The 19,052-nt window shown below is 71.7% G+C and carries 21 protein-coding genes; 15 read left to right on the top strand and 6 right to left on the bottom strand.

All coding sequences use genetic code 11. From position 1 onward, the window contains the following. The first annotated feature begins 35 nt into the window (after positions 1-35). The 4 genes from D1793_RS10200 (at position 36) to D1793_RS10215 (ending at position 4,140) form a co-directional block, all read left to right on the top strand. Positions 36-701 carry a tetratricopeptide repeat protein gene (locus D1793_RS10200; protein ID WP_119022062.1) on the top strand — a complete coding sequence of 222 codons (666 nt, stop codon included), beginning with the start codon at positions 36-38 and terminating at the stop codon, positions 699-701. Beyond that, the gene (gene bamB, locus D1793_RS10205; RefSeq protein ID WP_119022063.1) at positions 698-1,849 is read left to right on the top strand and encodes an outer membrane protein assembly factor BamB; all 1,152 of its coding nucleotides are present in this window, start codon (positions 698-700) and stop codon (positions 1,847-1,849) included. The genes D1793_RS10200 and bamB overlap by 4 nt, the downstream gene beginning before the upstream one ends. Continuing rightward, the gene (der, locus tag D1793_RS10210) at positions 1,846-3,252 is read left to right on the top strand and encodes a ribosome biogenesis GTPase Der (protein WP_119022064.1); all 1,407 of its coding nucleotides are present in this window, start codon (positions 1,846-1,848) and stop codon (positions 3,250-3,252) included. The genes bamB and der overlap by 4 nt, the downstream gene beginning before the upstream one ends. Before the next feature lie 261 nt (positions 3,253-3,513). Then, positions 3,514-4,140: a hypothetical protein gene (locus tag D1793_RS10215; RefSeq protein WP_119022065.1), complete on the top strand. Its 627-nt coding sequence runs from the start codon at positions 3,514-3,516 to the stop codon at positions 4,138-4,140. 47 nt (positions 4,141-4,187) lie between these two features. On the opposite strand, the gene D1793_RS10220 is transcribed toward D1793_RS10215, so the two are convergent. Then, positions 4,188-5,054, bottom strand: coding sequence for an ATP-binding protein (locus D1793_RS10220; RefSeq protein WP_119022066.1), 867 nt, complete (start codon positions 5,052-5,054; stop codon positions 4,188-4,190). Between the two features lie 126 nt (positions 5,055-5,180). On the opposite strand from D1793_RS10220, the gene D1793_RS10225 reads away from it, so the two are divergent. Together D1793_RS10225 and D1793_RS10230 are read left to right on the top strand one after the other, a co-directional pair. Then, positions 5,181-5,984 carry a M48 family metallopeptidase gene (locus D1793_RS10225; RefSeq protein WP_119022067.1) on the top strand — a complete coding sequence of 268 codons (804 nt, stop codon included), beginning with the start codon at positions 5,181-5,183 and terminating at the stop codon, positions 5,982-5,984. 52 nt (positions 5,985-6,036) lie between these two features. After that, positions 6,037-6,294, top strand: coding sequence for a hypothetical protein (locus D1793_RS10230; RefSeq protein WP_119022068.1), 258 nt, complete (start codon positions 6,037-6,039; stop codon positions 6,292-6,294). Positions 6,295-6,308: 14 nt separating this feature from the next. Here D1793_RS10230 and aroE read toward each other — a convergent pair whose 3' ends face one another. Genes aroE through D1793_RS10255 form a run of 5 tightly spaced genes read right to left on the bottom strand, consistent with a single transcriptional unit; the run spans position 6,309 to position 10,946 of the window. After that, positions 6,309-7,121, bottom strand: coding sequence for a shikimate dehydrogenase (aroE, locus tag D1793_RS10235; protein ID WP_119022069.1), 813 nt, complete (start codon positions 7,119-7,121; stop codon positions 6,309-6,311). 13 nt (positions 7,122-7,134) lie between these two features. Beyond that, positions 7,135-8,064 (bottom strand): oxygen-dependent coproporphyrinogen oxidase, encoded by a 930-nt coding sequence (gene hemF, locus D1793_RS10240; RefSeq protein WP_119022070.1) that lies wholly within the window; start codon positions 8,062-8,064, stop codon positions 7,135-7,137. 39 nt (positions 8,065-8,103) lie between these two features. Next, a complete protein-coding gene (locus tag D1793_RS10245) occupies positions 8,104-8,661 on the bottom strand; it encodes a Sua5/YciO/YrdC/YwlC family protein (protein ID WP_119022071.1) in 558 nt (185 codons plus the stop codon). Positions 8,662-8,714: 53 nt separating this feature from the next. Then, positions 8,715-9,827 (bottom strand): DNA-processing protein DprA, encoded by a 1,113-nt coding sequence (dprA, locus tag D1793_RS10250; protein WP_119022072.1) that lies wholly within the window; start codon positions 9,825-9,827, stop codon positions 8,715-8,717. Positions 9,828-9,836: 9 nt separating this feature from the next. After that, the gene (locus tag D1793_RS10255) at positions 9,837-10,946 is read right to left on the bottom strand and encodes a LysM domain-containing protein (protein WP_119022073.1); all 1,110 of its coding nucleotides are present in this window, start codon (positions 10,944-10,946) and stop codon (positions 9,837-9,839) included. Between the two features lie 173 nt (positions 10,947-11,119). Here D1793_RS10255 and def point away from each other — a divergent pair, with 173 nt between their 5' ends. From def to D1793_RS10300, 9 genes are all read left to right on the top strand, one after another. Then, positions 11,120-11,632 (top strand): peptide deformylase, encoded by a 513-nt coding sequence (gene def, locus D1793_RS10260; protein ID WP_119022074.1) that lies wholly within the window; start codon positions 11,120-11,122, stop codon positions 11,630-11,632. Between the two features lie 108 nt (positions 11,633-11,740). Next, entirely contained in the window at positions 11,741-12,745 is a 1,005-nt protein-coding gene (gene fmt / locus D1793_RS10265; RefSeq protein WP_119022075.1) for a methionyl-tRNA formyltransferase, read from the top strand. Beyond that, positions 12,742-14,118, top strand: a complete 1,377-nt coding sequence (gene rsmB, locus D1793_RS10270; RefSeq protein ID WP_119022076.1) for a 16S rRNA (cytosine(967)-C(5))-methyltransferase RsmB — start codon at positions 12,742-12,744, stop codon at positions 14,116-14,118. Before fmt ends, rsmB begins: the two co-directional genes overlap by 4 nt. A gap of 28 nt (positions 14,119-14,146) precedes the next feature. Next, on the top strand, positions 14,147-14,353 hold the full coding sequence (locus tag D1793_RS10275) for a dodecin (protein WP_119022077.1): 207 nt from the start codon (positions 14,147-14,149) through the stop codon (positions 14,351-14,353). Between the two features lie 100 nt (positions 14,354-14,453). Further along, entirely contained in the window at positions 14,454-15,248 is a 795-nt protein-coding gene (gene trkA / locus D1793_RS10280) for a Trk system potassium transporter TrkA (protein WP_276110339.1), read from the top strand. Then, a complete protein-coding gene (locus D1793_RS10285; protein ID WP_119022078.1) occupies positions 15,200-16,489 on the top strand; it encodes a hypothetical protein in 1,290 nt (429 codons plus the stop codon). The genes trkA and D1793_RS10285 overlap by 49 nt, the downstream gene beginning before the upstream one ends. Then, positions 16,486-17,034, top strand: a complete 549-nt coding sequence (locus D1793_RS10290) for a nickel-binding protein (RefSeq protein WP_119022079.1) — start codon at positions 16,486-16,488, stop codon at positions 17,032-17,034. The genes D1793_RS10285 and D1793_RS10290 overlap by 4 nt, the downstream gene beginning before the upstream one ends. A 114-nt stretch (positions 17,035-17,148) precedes the next feature. After that, positions 17,149-17,709 carry an OsmC family protein gene (locus D1793_RS10295; RefSeq protein WP_205527537.1) on the top strand — a complete coding sequence of 187 codons (561 nt, stop codon included), beginning with the start codon at positions 17,149-17,151 and terminating at the stop codon, positions 17,707-17,709. A 53-nt stretch (positions 17,710-17,762) separates the two neighbouring features. Next, positions 17,763-19,046 (top strand): NAD(P)-binding domain-containing protein, encoded by a 1,284-nt coding sequence (locus D1793_RS10300; RefSeq protein WP_240407648.1) that lies wholly within the window; start codon positions 17,763-17,765, stop codon positions 19,044-19,046. Positions 19,047-19,052: the final 6 nt, after the last annotated feature.

Here is a 19,052-nt window from a genome sequence, read left to right on the forward strand (position 1 = left end):
GCGCCGGCGCCCACCCGAACAGAAGGAGACCGCCCGTGGCGGAGCTGAGAACCGAAGAAGAACAGGTCGAGGCGCTGAAGCGCTGGTGGAAGGAGAACGGCATCTCGCTGATCGCCGGGGTGGCCATCGCCGCCGCCGGCGTCCTGGGCTGGAACGCCTGGCAGAACTACCAGGAGAATCAGGCTAGCGCCGCCTCGGCCCGCTACCAGCACCTGATCAACCTGACCGCCGGTACCCAGCTCGACGACGCCAGCATCGCCGAGGCCCGCGAGCTGGTCGTCGAGATCACCGACAACCACGGCAAGACCCTCTACGCCGACCTGGCCCGGCTGATCGATGCCCGCCTGGCGGTGGCCCAGGAGAACCTGCCCGAGGCCCGCTCCGCCCTGGAGGCGGTGATCGATGCCAGCGGCCGCGACTACGTCAAGGGGCTGGCTCGCCTGCGCCTGGCCCGCCTGCAGGTCGCCGACGGCGACGCCGAGGCGGCGCTGGCCACCCTGGAGGCCGGGGTGCCCGAGGCGCTGTCCGCCCAGCGCGCCGAGGTACGCGGCGACGCCTACCACGCCCTGGGCCGTGACGGCGACGCCGGCGAAGCCTGGCGCGAGGCGCTGGACCTGGCCGAGGCGCGCGACCAGCCGCTCTACGGCGTGCAGCTCAAGCTCGACAACCTTGGCCTTGACCACCAGGGGGTGGACTCATGAAACCGACCTTCCTGATCGCCGCCGTGGCCGGCCTGCTCGTGCTCACCGGCTGCGCTCGCAACCAGGTGGAGCCGCAGTATCCCCCCAAGGAGCTGGCAAGCTTCGAGGAGCGCGCCGAGCTGGCCAGCGCCTGGAGCGAGCGGGTCGGCCGCGGGCTGGGTCGCGCCACCTACCCGATCGCCCCCTCCCGGGATGGCGACGCCCTGTTCGCCGCCGATGAGCGCGGCCGTCTGGCCGCCTTCGATGCCGACGACGGCGACCGCCGCTGGCAGGTGGAGCTCGAGGTCCCGGTCTCCAGCGCCCTGACCGCCGTGGCCGGCGATATCTACCTCGGCACCCGCAACGGCGAGGTGCTGGCCCTGAGCCAGCGCGACGGCAGCGTGCGCTGGCGCGCCCGGGTGCCCAGCGAGATCCTGGCCGCCCCGCAGCCCAACCAGCAGCTGCTGGTGGTGCAGAGCGTCGACGGCAGCGTCACCGCCCTGGATCGCGCCAGCGGCGAGGAGCGCTGGAGCTACAGCGCCAGCCGCCCGTCGCTGACCCTGCGCGGCACCGGCACCCCCACGGTGATCGACCCGGTGACCTTCGCCGGCTTCGCCAACGGCCGCCTGGTGACCCTGGACAACCGCAGCGGCCAGCCGCTGTGGGAGCGTCGCATCGCCGTGGCCCAGGGCCGCAGCGACATCGACCGCCTGGTGGACCTGGCCGGCCAGCCGGTGCTGACCCCGGACGGCCGCCTGTTCGTCTCCAGCTTCAACGGGCGCCTGGTCGCCCTGGAGGCCACCCGCGGCGAGCCACTGTGGGCCATCGACTTCTCCAGCTACCACACCCCGATCCTGGTCGGCGACTTCCTCTTCGCCGTCAACGAGGCGGGCCATATCCACGCCCTGGACGCCAACAACGGCAGCGAGATCTGGCGCAATACCGCCCTGGAAGGCCGCAGCATCACCGCCCCGGCCTTCGCCGATGGCAAGCTGGTGTTCGGCGACTTCGAGGGCTATCTGCACCTGATCGACGCCCGCAGCGGCGACATCGTCGGCCGTGAGCGGGTCGACCGCTCCGGCATCAGCGTGCGGCCCATCACCGAGGGCCGCCGCATCCACGTGCTGGCCAACGACGGCACCCTCAAGGCCCTGGACATTCGCCAATGACACCCGTGATCGCCCTGGTCGGCCGCCCCAACGTGGGCAAGTCGACCCTGTTCAACCGCCTGACCCGCTCCCGGGACGCCCTGGTGGCCGACTTCCCGGGGCTGACCCGGGACCGCAAGTACGGTAACGGCGTGCTCGGCGGCAAGGCCTATACGGTGATCGATACCGGCGGCATCAGCGGCGACGAGGAGGGCATCGACGCCGCCATGGCCGAGCAGTCCCTCGTCGCCATCGACGAGGCGGACATCGTGCTGTTCCTGGTGGACGCCCGGGCCGGCCTCAACGTGGCCGACCAGGCCATCGCCAACCACCTGCGGGTCAACCAGAAGAAGACCTGGCTGGTCGTCAACAAGACGGACGGCCTCGACGAGCCGAGCGCCGTGGCCGAGTTCTGGGAGCTGGGACTCGGCGAGCCGCGCCCCATCGCCGCCGCCCACGGCCGCAACGTCACCGCGCTGATCGACGAGGTGCTCGCCCCCTTCCCCGAGCGGGACGAGAGCATCCCGGTGGATACCGGCACCAAGGGCATCCGCATCGGCGTGATCGGCCGCCCCAACGTGGGCAAGTCGACCCTGGTCAACCGCCTGCTCGGCGAGGAGCGGGTGGTGGTCTATGACGAGGCGGGCACCACCCGCGACGCCATCGAGATCCCCTTCGAACGCCGCGGCAAGCCCTACGTGCTGATCGATACCGCCGGCGTCCGGCGGCGCAAGAACGTCCACGAGATCGCCGAGAAGTTCTCGATCATCAAGACCCTGGATGCGATCAAGGAGTGCCATGTCGCCATCATGGTCCTGGATGGTCGCAGCGGCCTGGTGGAGCAGGACCTGCACCTGCTCGACTACGTGCTGACCAGCGGTCGCGCCCTGGTGCTGGTGGTCAACAAGTGGGACGGCCTGGAGCACGAGGCCAAGGAGAAGATGCGCGCCGAGATCAAGCGCCGCCTGGGCTTCGCCGACTACGCCGACCTGCACTACATCTCGGCGCTGCACGGCACCGGCGTGGGCGACCTCTACCCCTCCATCGAGCGCGCCTTCGCCTCGGCCAACGCCCACTGGTCCACCAACCGCCTGACCACCATCCTTCAGGACGCGGTGGAGTCCCATCAGCCGCCCATGGTGCATGGCCGGCGGATCAAGCTGCGCATGGCCCACCAGGGCGGCGCCAATCCGCCGATCATCGTGGTCCACGGCAACCAGACCGACTCGCTGCCCGAGGCCTACCGCCGCTACCTGACCAACACCTTCCGCAAGGTGCTGAAGGTGCGCGGTACCCCGATGCGCTTCGAATTCCGCTCCGGAAAGAACCCCTTCGACCCCATGGCCGACGCCAGCGACCGCGAGAAGGCCAAGAAGCGCGAACTGGGCCGCACCAAGGAGGCGCGCAACAGCCGCCGCCGCTGAATCAATCCGCCGCGTCCAGCCCGCCTGGCAGCGCCCGGCCCGCCCCTGCAACGACAGAGGGGAGGCCGGGCGCTGTCGCTTTTCGGCCACTTCCCGCGCCTCGCCGAATCCCGCAGAATCCGCCTGGCACGACCCCTTGACACAATCCGCTTGACAGCCGGGCCCGCCGGCCCTCTAATGCGCCGATTTTGCAGCGCAGCATAGTGCGCCGCGGGCCCCGCCCATCGTTACCCCCCATTCCGACAGGAGGCATCTCCGCCCATGTTTCGTCTCGTTCCTGCCCGTTTCCGGCGCTGGCGGCTGCTTGCCCCGCTGTGCCTCTCCGCCCTGCTCGCCGGCTGCCTGGCGCTGCCGCAGACCGGGCTCTTCGCCTTCCGCCTGGCGGTGACCTCGCTGGGCGTCGAGGAGGTGCGCATCGGCCCCTACGCCGTGGATGCCCGCCTCGATACCAGCGACATCATGTCCCTGGCGCTCCAGAGCCTCGGCGCCGGCAGCCTGCCGGTGCAGGCCACCCTGGCCATGGGCCTTGGGCTGCCGGTGGGCATGCCGCCGGTGGAGATGTCGGGCTTCCGCTGGAGCCTGGACATGCCGGGCGTGGACCCGGTCAGCGGCAACTACGAGCAGGACGTGACCCTGACCTCGGGTGACGACGCCAACCTGCGTCTGCCGGTGGCCTTCGACCTGCTGGCCGGCGGACGCGAGGGGCTGGGGCCCATGGTGGAGCTGGCCAGCCAGCTGGCCCGCCAGGGCGAGCTGCCCGCCGGCAGCGAGCTTGCCATCACCCCGGGCGACCTGCGCGGCCTGGGCATGACCCTGCCCGCCGGCCTGCTCACCCCCACCATCCGCCTGGGCATCGGCGAGGACGGCAGGCTGATACCGCGGGGGTAATGCTGATATCAGCTCGACTCGGGGCTACCCCGTCAACAGGCCTTCCCCTACTTCCCATGCAGGCGCCGGCGGCCCACCCACTGGGTGGCGAACTGCCAGGCGCCGCGGCCGCTGCGCCCGCCGCGCAGGGTGGCGAAGCGGATCGCCTCGGCGCGGGCCTCGGCGTTCCAGTCCTCGCGGCTGCCCAGCTGGGTGACCCAGTGGCAGCAGGCCTCCAGATAGACGTCCTGGTTGAAGGGGTGGAAGCCCAGCCACAGGCCGAAGCGGTCGGAGAGCGAGATCTTCTCTTCCACGGCGTCGCCGTGGTGGAGCTCGTCGCCCACCAGCCGCGAGCCCTCGTTGTCGCTCATCGACTCCGGCAGCAGGTGGCGACGGTTGGAAGTGGCATAGAGCAGCACGTTGGGCGGCGGGCCGGTCAGGGCGCCATCCAGCACGCTCTTGAGCGCCTTGTAGGCGTCGTCGTGCCCCTCGAAGGAGAGGTCGTCGCAGTAGACCACGAAACGGTGGGGCTGGTGGCGCAGCTGCTCCACCAGCATCGGCAGGCCGGCGAGATCGTGGCGATCCACCTGCACCAGCCGCAGCCCGTCTGCGGCCAGGGAGTTGAGCAGCGCGCGGATCAGCGACGACTTGCCGCTGCCCCGGGAGCCCCACAGCAGGGCATGGTTGGCCGGCAGCCCCTGCAGGAAGGCGCGGGTGTTGTCCACCAGTGCCAGCTTCTGGCGCTCGATGCCCAGCAGGTCGTCGAGGCTCAGGGCATCCCGCGGCGGCACCGGCAGCAGCCGGCCACCCAGGCTGTGGCGCTGCCACAGGGCCGCCACATCGCGGGTCCAGTCCACCTCCTGGGGCGGCGGCGGCAACCAGTGCTCCACGTGGTCCAGCAGGTTGATCAGGCGGCGTGTCAGCTCCGTATCCATGGGGGCTCCTTCTCCGTCTCGGGCGGTTGACCTTGCAGGCATTCCGGGTATCTTGTGGCGAACCTTGTGGCGCCGTCCAGCGTCATACCGCACTGAGTCGAACATGACTGGTCACAGGAGACCCCCATGCGCTGGTTCCACTTCCTCACCGTTGGCGTGCTCAGCCTCAGCCTGACCGCCTGTGCCACCTCTCCCACCGGTCGCCAGCAGCTCACTCTGGTCTCCGATGCCCAGCTCAACCAGATGGGCGCCCAGGCCTTCGAGCAGTACCAGCAGGACCTGCCCCAGGCCGGCGCCGCCGAGCAGCGCTATGCCCAGTGCATCGCCGATGCCATCGTCGGTGCGCTGCCGGCGGAGCAGCAGCGCTCACAGGACTGGCAGATTCGCGTCTTCGAGTCGGAGCAGGCCAACGCCTTCGCCCTGCCGGGCGGCTACATGGGGATCAATACGGGCCTGCTGAACGTCGCCCGGACCCAGGAGCAGGTCGCGGCGGTCGTCGGCCACGAGATCGGCCACGTGCTGGCGCGTCACGCCAATGAGCGGGTCTCCACCCAGACCGCCACCCAGCTCGGCCTCTCCGTGCTCTCCTCGGCCTCCGGCATGCAGGGCCCGGGGGGACAGCAGATGATGGGTGCCCTGGGCCTCGGCGCCCAGTACGGCGTGCTGCTGCCCTTCTCCCGGCGCCACGAGAGCGAGGCCGACGTGATCGGCCTGCGCCTGATGGCGGATGCCGGCTTCGACCCCCGCGAGAGTGTCACCCTGTGGGAGAACATGGAGGCCGCCGGCGGCGCTCGTCCTCCGGCCTGGATGTCCACCCACCCCAGCCAGGGCCAGCGCATGGCCGGACTGCAGGCCAACATGCCCGAGGCGGTGGCACGCTTCGAGCAGGCGCGTCAGGCGGGACGCACGCCGAACTGCCCGCGCCCCTAGGCAACACTGATTCATTGTTGCGCTCGATATCCACCGGCTGCTTGGAAGGCGAATGCTGAGACTTGGACTGCTGCTGTTGATTGCCCCCATCCTGCTGCTGATGGGGGTCTACTTCTGGGAACTGTCGGACGTGCGCGAGTGCACCTACGCCGGCGGCTACTGGGACTACCTGGAGGGGGTGTGCCGCGACATGCCCCAGCCCTTCGTCTCCTGGCTGCAGCGCTACCCGTGGCTGGTCAACGGCGGCATGCTGCTGTCGGTGATCGGCATGGGGCTGTGCATGGTAGGGCTTTACGTCAAGAGACGCTGAGGGCGGCGCCGAGACTATAGCGACGCCCTGAGCGCCTTCAGCACCGGGGCAGTGTCGGGGCGCCTGCCGCGCCACTGGAAGAAGGACTCCGCCGCCTGCTCCACCAGCATGCCAAGGCCGTCGACGGGCCGGGCGCCGCGGGCCTCGGCCCAGCGCAGGAACACCGTGGGCTCGGCGCCGTACATCATGTCGTAGGCGGTAGCACCCTCTGAAAAGAGGTCGTCGGGCAGCGGCGGCAGGTCGCCGGCGAGGCTCGCGCTGGTGCCGTTGACCACCACATCGAAGGGACCGGCCACGGCATCGAAGCCGCCGCCCTCGATCGTGCCCAGCTCGCGGAAGTCGGCGGCCAGTGCACAGGCCTTGGCCGCCGTGCGGTTGGCCACGACCAGGCTCGCCGGCCTCTCGGCCAGCAGCGGCTCCAGCACCCCGCGCACCGCGCCGCCGGCGCCCAGCACCAGGATGCGGGCGCCGGCCAGGGTCACGCCGTGGCGCACGAGGTCGCGCACCAACCCCACCCCGTCGGTGGTATCGCCATAGGTCAGGCCGTTCTTTCCCAGCACCAGGGTGTTCACCGCCCCGGCGCGCCGGGCGCGCTGGCTCAGGGTGTCGCAGAGGCGGAAGGCCTCCTCCTTGAAGGGCACGGTGACGTTGGCGCCGCGCCCGCCCTCGGCGGTGAAGCGCCGCCAGGCACCGGCGAAGTCGTCCAGGGGCGCCTCGATGGCGGTGTACTCCATGGCCTGGCCGGTCTGGGCGGCGAAGGCGGCATGGATGGCCGGCGACTTCGAATGGGCCACCGGGTGGCCGAAGACGCAGTAGCGGTCGGTCATGGTCACTCCTTGATCAGTCATCGAGGCCCGCCTCGCCCAGCCAGTCCCGAGGGCGCAGGTACTCGTCGTAGAGCAACGCCTCGGGGCTGCCGGGTTCCGGCGTCCAGGCATACTCCCAGCGCGCCAGGGGCGGCATCGACATCAGGATCGACTCGGTGCGCCCGCCGCTCTGCAGCCCGAACAGGGTGCCGCGGTCCCACACCAGGTTGAACTCCACGTAGCGGCCGCGGCGATAGAGCTGGAAGTCGCGCTCGCGCTCGCCCCAGGGGGTCTCGCGGCGGCGGGCCACGATGGGCAGGTAGGCCGCGAGGAAGGCGTCGCCCACGGCGCGCTGGAGGGCGAAGCACTGTGCGAAGCCCCCCTCGTTGAGGTCGTCGAAGAAGAGCCCCCCCACGCCGCGGGTCTCGTCGCGGTGCTTCAGGTAGAAATAGTCGTCGCACCACGCCTTGTAGCGCGGATAGGCGTCGTCGCCGAAGGGCGCGCAGGCGTCCCGGGCGACGCGGTGCCAGTGCACCACATCCTCGAAGACCGGATAGTAGGGGGTCAGGTCGAAGCCGCCGCCGAACCACCAGACGGGCGCCTCCCCCGCCTTCTCGGCGATGAAGAAGCGCACGTTGCCATGGCTGGTGGGCACGTGGGGATTTTCCGGATGCAGCACCCAGGAGACGCCCACCGCATGGAAGCTGCGGCCGGCCAGCTCCGGCCGTGCCGCGCTGGCCGAGGGTGGCAGGCGCTCGCCGAAGACGTGAGAGAAGTTGACGCCGCCCTTCTCGAACACGCGGCCGTGCTCGATCACCCGGGAGCGCCCGCCGCCCCCCTCGGGGCGTTCCCAGGCATCCTCGCGGAAGCCCGCGCCGCCATCTTCGGCGGCGAGGGCCGCACAGAGGCGCTCTTGAAGGTCGAGCAGGTAGGTCTTGACGTCGTCGAGTCGGGCGTGGGCCAAGGCGATCTCCTCGAGGCCGGGGGGGGGGAATGTCGGGAATCAGGCGCGCATCAGCTGGCCGGTGACCAGGTCGCGGATGGTGCTGGGGCGATCGAGGCCGCCGAGCTCGCCCTCGACGATGGCATCGAGCCCATCGCCGAAGACCCCGCGGACCTCCTCGGCGCTCATGGCCGGCGGTTCGCTGGCGATGTTGGCCGAGGTGGAGACGATGGGCCCGCCGAAGGCCTCGCACAGGGCCACCACCAGGGGATGGGCGCTGACCCGCAGCGCCACCCTGTCGTGGCCGCCGCGCACCAGGCCATGGCTGCGGCCGTTGTCGGGCACCAGCCAGGTATTGGGCCCCGGCCAGCTGGCCGCCAGCGGCGCGTGGAGCTCCAGGGGCAGCCCCTCGAGCCAGGGGGCGAACTGGGCGATGCTTGCCGCCACCAGGATCACCCCCTTGGCGGGATCACGCTGCTTGAGGCGCAGCAGCCGTGCCAGTGCCTCGTCGTTGTCCGGATCGCAGCCGAGTCCCCACACGGCTTCGGTGGGATAGGCGATCACTCCACCACGGTGCAGGGCGGCAACGGCGTGGGCGATATGACTGGCCTGGCTCATGGGAACTCCTCGGCGGTGGGCAGGACTGGGCTCATGAATGGCCGGGGATTCTATCATGCCCCCGAAAGGCGCACCCAGCCGCCGGCGGCGTGGGCCACCCGCCCCTCCAGCTCGAGTTCCAGCAGGCGCCGCTGGCACTCGGCGATGCCCAGCCCCGAGAGCCCCACCAGGGTATCCACCGGCGTCGGCTGGCCGCTCAGCCAGCGCAGCAGCGGCTCACCGGATGCGCCGCCCTCCTCCACGGAGGGCGGGCCCGCTGGCACCCGGGGGCTCGCGGCGGGCAGCCACTGGGTCAACTCGGCGACGATATCGTCGACCTCGCGTACCAGCACGGCCCCGTCACGGATCAGCCGCAGGCAACCCCGGGCCTGGGGGTTGTGGATGGAACCCGGCAGCGCGAAGACCTCGCGGCCCTGCTCGGCGGCCAGGCGGGCGCTGACCAGGGAGCCGCTGCGCTCGGCCGCCTCCACCACCAGCACGCCGAAGGAGAGACCGGTGACGATGCGGTTGCGGCGGGGAAAGAAGGCCGGCCGCGCCGGCGTGCCGGGCGGATGCTCGGAGAGCAGCAGGCCACCCGGCTCGCGCAGTCGCGCGTGCAGCCGGTGGTGGCGCGGCGGGTAGACCACATCGACGCCGCAGCCGAGCACCGCGACGCTGGCGCCGTCGGCGTCCAGCGCCGCCTGCTGGGCGGCGGCATCGATGCCCAGCGCCATGCCGCTGACCACGCACCAGCCGCGCCCGGCGAGCTGCCGGGCGAAGGCGGCAGCATTGGTCAGCCCCTCGCGGGTGGCCCGCCGGGCGCCCACCATGGCCAGGCGCGGCGGCGCGAGCGCGGCCAGGTCACCCCAGGCCCACAGCAGGGGGGGCGGATCGGGAATCTCGGCGAGCAGGGTCGGCCAGCGCGGGTGGCCGGGGTGGAGCAGATGGCGATCGGGGGCCGCGGCGAGCCACGCCTCGGCCCGGTCGATCTCGACGGTCAGCGGGCTGCGCCCGGGATGGTCGAGCCACAGGCGCAGCGCCGTGGCGGCCTCCCGGGGCAGCAGCGCCAGCCAGCCATCGGGCCAGGCGGTGGCCGTGGCCGCCAGTTCGGCCAGCCGCGCAGCGCCCAGGCCCGGCAGCCTGGCGAGGGCCAGCCACTCCCGGACGCCGGGCCGCTGGGCAGGCATGCGGCTGCCTCAGCGCAGGGCGGCGCCCAGGGCGCGCTCGGGGCTGTGCACGCGATCCCCCACCGAGAGCGAGCGGCTGGCCTTCATCACCAGGCCATAGCTCATCTTCTCGTAGGGCTGGAACACCATCACCAGGCCAGCGTCCTCACCGGGCAGTCGCAGCGATTCGCCGGTGCGCGGGTCGCTGACCAGCTCGCCACGCTGCTCGACCATCAGCACGTGGCCGGGCTCGAGGCCATCGCGGCGCCCGCGGTCCAGCGCCACGACCTGCAGGCGACCGATGAACTGCACGCCCCCCGGCACCGCGAGGATGGTGCCCTCCACCTCGCGCTCCGGGGCGCGGGGGGTGAACTCGGTGACCAGGTCGCGAACCTCCAGGGGCAGCACGATATCGTTGTTGCGCACCTCCTGGCGCGAGGAGGTCACCTCCAGCACCACGATCTCCTCCTCCTGACGCTCGCGGCGGGCCTGGCCGACGCTCTCCAGCTCCAGGCCGAGCAGCTCGCCGCTGGCGGGGTCCATGAAGCGCTCGCCGACCCGATAGAAGCCGACGCGACCGCTGCCCTCCACCTCCCCGCGGGCATAGAGGCGGTCGCCCACGCCGCTCATCAGGCGCCGATCGTCGCCGCCCACCACGTAGGCCAGCTCGTCGAGGACGTCGGGGTCGTCGACGATGCGGTGGTCGCGCAGGAAGTGACGGATCGCCTCCAGGGGAATCGGCTCGATCGCCTCGCGGTGGGGGATGGTGCGCATCTCCGGAGAGAGCCGCACCTGGCCCTGGCCGCGCTCCAGCCCCAGGCAGGGACGCCCGTTGCAGTCATAGAGGTAGATGACGTCGCCCGGGTAGATCAGGTGGGGGTTGCGGATCTGCGGGTTGACCTGCCACACCTCGGGCCACTGCCAGGGGTGACGCAGGAAGCGCCCGGAGATGTCCCACAGGGTATCGCCACGCACCACCGTGTAGCGGTCCGGGGCATCGCCGCGCAGGCCATCGTCCCAGGAGAGCCCCTGGGCCAGGGCCTTGCCGGCCAGCCCTCCCAGGGCCAGCGCCACGCCCAGCAGCATGGCCGCCCTGCCTGGCCAGCGGCGCCGCACCTTGCCCTCTTGTGTCTGCTTCATCCCTGCTCTCCCCGCGTCGTTTGCCTGGCCCTCAAGCGCTCTCATCGAACCCGGCCGGCATGCTATAGTCTTAGGTTATCGACGTGATGCGCATTCGGCGGTTTCTCCGCTGAGCGCGCCCCTCTAGAATAGTGTCATTCTGTAAATGACAGCATAACGGTGAAACCAACGCCATGGCCAAATTACCGATCCTCGAATTCCCCGACGAGCGCCTGCGCACCAGGGCGGCGCCGGTGGAGACGGTCGACGACGAGGTCCGTCAACTGGTCGACGACATGCTCGAGACCATGTACGACGCCCGCGGCATCGGGCTGGCCGCGACCCAGGTGAACGTCCATCGCCGCGTCATCGTGATGGACGTCAGCGACGCCCAGGACAAGCCGCTGGTGCTGATCAACCCCGAGGTCACCCCGATCGGCGACGAGCGCGACCTCATGAGCGAGGGCTGCCTGTCGATTCCCGAGTACTATGCCGAGGTGCCCCGGGCGCTCAAGATTCGCCTCAAGGCGCTGGATCGTGACGGCAAGCCCTACGAGCTCGAGGCCGACGGCCTGCTGGCCCACTGCATCCAGCACGAGCACGACCACCTCGAGGGGGTGCTGTTCGTCGACTACCTCTCGCCGCTCAAGCGCGACCGGGTGATGAAAAAGATGCAGAAGCGCCACAAGCTGATGCAGCCCGCCTGATTCCGGCGGCGCTCCCCCCCGAAGGCCGACGCCATGGCGTCGGCCTTCGTCGTTTCCGGCTGGCTCCGTTATCATTGAGGACATCCACTCCCCGGCCAGGCCCGAACCATGTCCCGACCCCACGACTCTCACTCCCTCAGCGTCATCTTCGCCGGCACGCCCGACTTCGCCGCCGAGAGTCTGCAGGCGCTGCTGGACAGCCGCCATCGCGTCACCGCCGTCTATACCCAGCCGGACCGCCCCGCGGGGCGCGGCCGCAAGCTGACCCCGAGCCCGGTCAAGCGACTCGCCCTCGAGCACGGGCTGCCGGTCCATCAGCCGGAAACCCTCAGGGCCCCCGAGGCCCAGGCCGAGCTGGCCGCCCTGGACGCCGACCTCATGGTGGTGGTGGCCTACGGGCTGATCCTGCCCGGGGCGGTGCTCGAGACGCCGCGGCTGGGCTGCCTCAACGTCCACGCCTCGCTGCTGCCGCGCTGGCGTGGCGCCGCCCCCATCCAGCGCGCCATCGAGGCCGGCGACGCCGAGAGCGGGGTGACCATCATGCAGATGGACGAGGGCCTCGACACCGGCGCCATGCTGCTGGTGCGGCGTACCCCGATCACCGCCACCACCACCGGCGGCGAGCTTCATGACACCCTGGCCGCGCTGGGCGGCGAGGCCATCGTCGAGGCGCTGGACGCCCTGGCAGGCCCTGGCCTTTCGGCCACGCCCCAGCCCGAGGCCGGCGTCACCTATGCCGCCAAGCTCTCCAAGGCCGAGGCCGAACTGGACTTCCGCGACCCGGCCGCGGCCCTGGCCGCCCGGGTGCGCGCCTTCAACCCCTGGCCGGTGGCCTGGTGCGCCTTCGACGGCGACCGTCTGCGCCTGCTGATGGCCGCGGCGAGCGGGCTTCGCGGCGATGAGCCCCCCGCCGCCCCCGGCACCCTGCTGGCACACGACGGCGAGGCCCTGCGTATCGCCTGCGGCCCCGAGGGCAACCAGGTACTGCGAGTGACCCAGGCCCAGCTGCCCGGCGGCAAGGCGCTGCCGGTGAGTGAGCTGCTGCGCGCCCGGGCCGAGCGTTTCACGCCCGGCCTGTGCCTTGGCCACCATGATGAGGAGGCCTCCGCATGAGCCAGCCCCCCGAGCAATCGTCCCGCGAACCGCGCCAGCACCAGCGCAAGCGCGGGCTGGAGAACGACGGCGGCCTGGCGGTACGCGCCGCCGCGGCCCGCGCCCTGGTGCCGGTGATCACCGGCAAGGGGTCGCTCACCGGCCTCGACGACCACCAGGTGGTGGCCCGCGACCGAGCCCTGTTCAAGGCGCTCTGCTACGGCGCCTGCCGCACCCTGCCTCGTCTCGAGGCGCTGGCGGCGAAGCTGCTGGTCAAGCCCTTCAAGGTGCGCGATGCCGACGTCCAGGCGCTGCTGCTGCTGGGCATCCACCAGCTGCTCTACCTGCGCATCCCGGCCCACGCCGCGGTGGGCGAGACCGCCGGTGCGGCCCGTCTGCTCGGCAAGGAGTGGGCCACCCGGGTGCTCAACGGCTGCCTGCGCCGCCTGCAGCGCGAGGCCGCCGAGCTCCAGACCGAGGTGGACCGCGACCCTGCGGTGGCGCTGCTGCACCCGAAGTGGCTGCTCAAGGCACTGCGCCAGGCCTGGCCCGACGACTGGCGCGCCATCTGCGACGCCAACAACGTGCCTGGCCCGATGACGCTGCGGGTCAACCGCCGCCACGGCGATCGCGAGGCCTACATGGACCGGCTGGCCGCGGCCGGCATCCAGGCCCGGCTCTGCCTGCACGCCCCGGACGGCATCACCCTGGAGACGCCCTGCGACGTCCAGCTGCTGCCGGGCTTCGCCGATGGCGACGTCAGCGTCCAGGACGAGGCCGCCCAGCTCACCAGCGTGCTGCTCGGCCCGGCGCTGGCGCCGCGCCCCGGCGCCCGGGTGCTGGACGCCTGCTGCGCTCCCGGAGGCAAGACCAGCCATCTGTTGGAGCTGTTCGACATCGAGATGCATGCGGTGGACAGCGATGCCGAACGCCTGGCCCGGGTCGAGGACGCCCTGGGCCGGCTCGGTCTGGAGGCGCGCCTGGCCCACGGCGATGCCACCGGACGCGACTGGTGGGACGGGGCCCCCTTCGACACCATCCTGCTCGACGCGCCCTGCTCCGGCAGCGGTGTGATCCGTCGCCACCCCGACATCAAGCGCCTGCGCCGCCCCAGCGACATTCCGGCCCTGGCGGCCCTGCAGACGCGGCTGCTCGACAACCTCTGGCCGCTGCTGCGCCCCGGCGGCACCCTGCTCTATGCCACCTGCTCGGTGCTGCCGGAGGAGAACAGCGACCAGATCGCCGCCTTCCTGTCGCGCACCCCGGACGCCGAGATCACCACCCCCGGTGACGTGGCCTGGGGGCGACAGGCGGGGGCCGGGCGGCAGCTGCTGCCGGAGGTCGACAGCCACGACGGCTTCTTCTATGCCAGACTGAGGAAGCGCAAGGCATGAATACGAGTCACCTGAACCAGGAGGCATCATGAGCACCCACACCTACAAGCATATCGAACTGACCGGCTCCTCCGAGGAGGGCATCCAGCAAGCCATCGAGAACGCCATCGCCAAGGCCAGCGAGACCCTGCACGGCATGCGCTGGTTCGAGGTCACCGAGACCCGCGGCCACGTGGAGCACGGCCGCGTGGCCCACTGGCAGGTCACCATCAAGGTCGGGTTCACCCTCGACTGATGGCGTGCTGTTCTTCTCCCCGCGGCTGGTTTAGGCTTGCCGCCATCCTGTTGCGGCGCACAAGAGGCGCCGCGCTCGCTGCCAGCGGACATCAGACTCCATGAAGATCATCATCCTCGGCGCCGGCCAGGTCGGCGGCACCCTGGCCGAACACCTGGCCCGGGAGGAGAACGACATCACGGTGGTGGACACCGACGGCGACAAGCTGCGCGAGCTGCACACCAAGCTCGACATCCGCACCGTGGTGGGGCCTGGCTCCTACCCCATGGTGCTGCGCCAGGCGGGCTGCGAGGACGCCGACATGCTGATCGCGGTGACCAGCCAGGACGAGGTCAACATGATCGCCTGCCAGGTCGCCCACACCCTCTTTCGCACCCCCACCAAGATCGCCCGGGTGCGCGCCACCGCCTACCTGACCCGCAAGGGACTGTTCGCCCACGAGGCCGTGCCCATCGACGTGCTGATCAGCCCCGAGCAGGTGGTCACCGACCATATCCGCCGGCTGATCGAGCACCCCGGCGCCCTGCAGGTGCTGGAGTTCGCCGGTGGCCTGGTGCAGCTCGTCGCGGTCAAGGCGATCTACGGCGGCCCCCTGGTGGGCCAGGACCTCGCCTTCCTGCGCCGCCACATGCCCAGCGTGGATACCCGCGTCGCGGCCATCTACCGCCGCAACCGGCCGATCATCCCCCGCGGCGACACCGTGATCGAGGCCGACGACGAGGTGTTCTTCATCGCCGCCCGCCGCGACATCCGCGCGGTGATGAGCGAGCTGCGCGTGGCAGGCCAAGCGACCAGAGTTATTTACCAAGCGGGTAATCAATCACACGGGACCCGACAGATACCGAGGTGGCCGCGGCGATCCATGCGGCGATCTCACCCGCCCGTCGCCAGATGATGCATCGGCGCATCGCCGACGGCCTGGCGCTGGCGGCGGTGTGCGACCTCGACCATGCCGGCGCCCTCGTCCGCCACGCCGAGCGCAGCGGTGACCCCGACCTCGCCGCCGAGGCCCTGGTCACCGCCGGGCGGCTCTGCCTGCGCTTTTTCGCCAACGACGAGGCCCGGCGCCTGGCCCAGCGCGGCCTCGCCATGGCCGAGCGCCTCTCCGGCGTGCGGCGGGTCGGCCTGCTGCTGGAGCTGCGCGAGATCCTGCTCAGTGCCGCCCCCCCGGAGGACTGGCAGGCCAGCGCCGAGACGCTGGTGGAGCTGGCCGAGCAGGCCCTGGAGCATGGCGCCCTGGCCCACGCCAGGCTCGGCTACCACCTGGCCAGCCATGTGCGCTGGGCACACGGCCAGTGGACCGATGCCCGGGAGGAGGCCCTGCAGGCCGAGCGGGTGACTCGCAGCGCCGACGACCGCGAACAGGTCATCGCCATGGCCGAGACGGCCCGCTGCCTGGCCATGCTGGAGCGCGACCTCGCTCAGGCCCGCGCCCGGCTCGCCGAGGCCAGGTCGCTGGCGAGCCGGCAGCGGATCAGCCACCCGGCGCTGCCCATGGCCCAGGGCCTGCTGGCGTGGCATGCCGGCTACCGGGCCGAGGCAGAGTCGGCACTCAAGGAGGCGCGTACCCTCTACAAGGCCAGCGGGGACCGACTCGGGGAGTTCCAGGCCAACGAGGCGCTGATGATGATGGCCCATGAGCAGGGCGAGGCCGCCCAGATGCTCACCCGCTGCCAGGCGCTGTGGCGGCTGGGCGAACGGCTGCGCGACGGCAGCGAGGCGCCCTTCGCCCAGGCCGCCCTCGGCCTGTCCCGACTGCTGCTGGACGACGACCCCGCCCCCCTGGCCGCGGCCCTGCCGGGGCTGCGCGATGCCGACGCCAGGCATCGCCTGGCCTGGGTGCTCAACCGGGCGGCGCTGCTCCACCTCGAGCGTGGCCGCCCCGCCGAGGCCGCACCGGCCGCCGCGGAGGCGCTGACCCACGCCCTGGCCCTGGAGCGCGCCAGCGAGCAGCTGCTTGCCCACGGGGTACTGGCCGCCGCCCGCCAGGCCCAGGGGGAGCTGCCGAACGCCGAGCGCCACGCCCTGGCTACCGCCGCGCTGTTGCAGGGCCCCGTGGCCGACTGGGCCCACCGTCGCGCCGAGGCGCTGGTCGCCACCGCCGCCGCCACGAGCGGCGTGGAGTGCGGACCATGATCGACGTCTTCCTGGAGCGAAATTTCGAACAACCCCTGGAGGCGGCCTTCGTACAGGAGGAGGCGACCCAGGCGGCCCACGGCTGCCTGGACCTGCACCGCATCCGCTGGCAGGGCAGCCTGCTGGCCCGTGATGGCCGCCGCCTGGTCTGCCACTTCCGCGCGCCGGACACCGAGTCGGCACGCATCGGGCTGCGCCAGGCCGGCGCCGAGGTCGCCAGGCTCTGGGGCGGTACGCTCCATGACGCCCCCGGCGAGGACCCGGCGACAGCCAACGTGCTCGTCGAACGCGCCTTTGCCGCGCCGGTGACCCTGGCGGCGATCCAGGCCCTCGAGGATGCCGGTTCGGCCTGCCTGCAGAACCATCGCGTGCGCTTCGTGCGCACCTGCTTCGCGCTGGACCACCGGCGCATGCTCTGCCTCTACCGCGCCCCCGATGCCGAGTCGGTGCGCCTCGCCCAGCGCCTGGCGGGCATGCCGCTGGAGCGCGCCTGGGCCTTCCGTGCCGTGCTGCCCGCTGCAGAAAATTCCACTCCCCGCCGCTGAAAAACCACGGCGCCTCCCACGCTGGGTCCCACGCGCCCCTCGCATTCTGGTTCCCGAGACCCACGGCACTGCGCCGCCGGGCTCGCCAACAACGACAATGCGAGGAGAGACCCCATGCAAACCGCCATTCAGCAAGTCGACAACGGCGTCAACGTCACTGCCCTGCTCGGCGCCCGCGAGGCCCTGGCTCAGGCGCCAGAGGCCGCCCGCTTCACCTGGCGCGCCCGCTGCGACTGGATGATGGGCACCCACAACCGCGTCGCCGTGGAGGACTTCCATGGCCTCGGCGAGGAGCAGCATCACCGCCAGCGCTTCACCTACGAGGTGGACCATCCCGAGGTGTTCGCCGCCGAGGACCAGGGCCCCACTCCGGTGGAGTTCGTGCTGGTGGGCCTGGCCGGCTGCCTTACCGCCGGCATCGCCGCCGTCGCCCAGCACCGCGGCATCCAGCTGCACTCGGTCCGCGCCTGCGTGGAGGGGCGCATGGACATCCAGGGCATCCTGGGCATGGACCCCGAGGTGCGCAACGGCTTCGACGACATCCAGGTGGTCTACGAGATCGACGCCGATGCCACCCGCGCGGAGATCGAGGCGCTGGTCGCCCAGTCCCAGAAGCGCTCGGCGGTCTACGACCTGCTCACCAACCCCACCCACGTCATGGTGAGCGTGAAATGATCCCGGGGCGCTTACACCTGCCGTATCGCCCGCTGCATCGCCCGGCCCGCGCCGTGACCGTCCTGGTCATCGGCGCGGGACACGCCGGGCTCGCCATGGGCCACCACCTGGCGCGGCGCGGCATCGACCATGTGATCCTGGAGCGCGGCGAGGTGGCACACGCCTGGCGCCACGAGCGCTGGGACTCGCTGCGCCTGCTCACCCCCAACTGGCAGTGTCGCCTGCCCGGCCAGCCCTACACCGGCCCCGACCCGGAGGGCTTCATGGGCATGCCGGAGCTGATCGCCCTGCTGGAGGGCTACGCCCGGCAGCTGGGCTCGCCGATCCACACCGGCACCCGGGTGACAGCGGTACGGGCCCTGGACGATGGCTATCGGGTGGAGACCGATCGAGGGGCCTGGCGCTGCCGGGCGGTGGTGATCGCCACCGGCGCCACCCAGCTGCCGGTGGTGCCCACCCTGGCCGCGGCCCTGCCGCCCTGGATCGAGAGCCTGACCCCACTGGCCTACCGCCATCCGGCGCAACTCCCGCCGGGCGGCGTGCTGGTGGTGGGCGCCGCGGCCACCGGCGTGCAGCTGGCCGACGAGCTCCAGCGCAGCGGCCGGCCGGTGACCCTGGCGGTGGGTGAGCACCTGCGCCTGCCGCGGCGCTACCGCGGACGCGACATCCAGTGGTGGCTGGAGCAGGCCGGCCTGCTCGACCAGCGCTTCGACGAGGTGGAGGAGATCGCCCGGGCGCGGCGGGCCCCCTCGCCGCAGCTGGTGGGCGGCCCCTCGCCCCGCGACCTGGACCTCAACGCCCTGAGCGAGCGCGGCGTGCGCCTGGTGGGGCGCCTCGCGGGCCTGTCGGGCACCCGGCTGCAGTTCGCCGGCTCCCTGGCCATGCACTGCGCCGCGGCGGATCTCAAGCTCACCCGGCTGCTCGACAACCTCGACGCCTGGGCGCTGGCCCACGGTTGTCACGACGCCCTGCCCGCCCCCGAACGCCCGGCGCCCACCCGGCTGCCGGCGCGCCCCTGCCTCGGCCTCGACCTGGCCGCCGGCGAGATCCGCACGGTGGTCTGGGCCACCGGCTTTCGTCCCGACCTCAGCTGGCTGCGGGTCCCGGTGCTCGATGCCAGGGGCCGGATGCGCCATCACGGCGGCGTGATCGAGGGCGCGCCGGGGCTCTATGCCATGGGCCTGCCTTTCCTGAGGCGGCGCAAGTCGGGGGCCATCCACGGCGCCGATGACGACGCCCGCGAGCTCAGCGACCATCTCGTCGCCTGGCTGGCGGGGCGGGGTCGGCCCGCTCTCCATCGGGCATCAACGTTCGCGGCGGCAAAGGCGCTGTTATGATGCAGG

The organism is Halomonas sp. JS92-SW72, assembly GCF_003547075.1.
Lineage (GTDB): Bacteria > Pseudomonadota > Gammaproteobacteria > Pseudomonadales > Halomonadaceae > Halomonas > Halomonas alkalicola.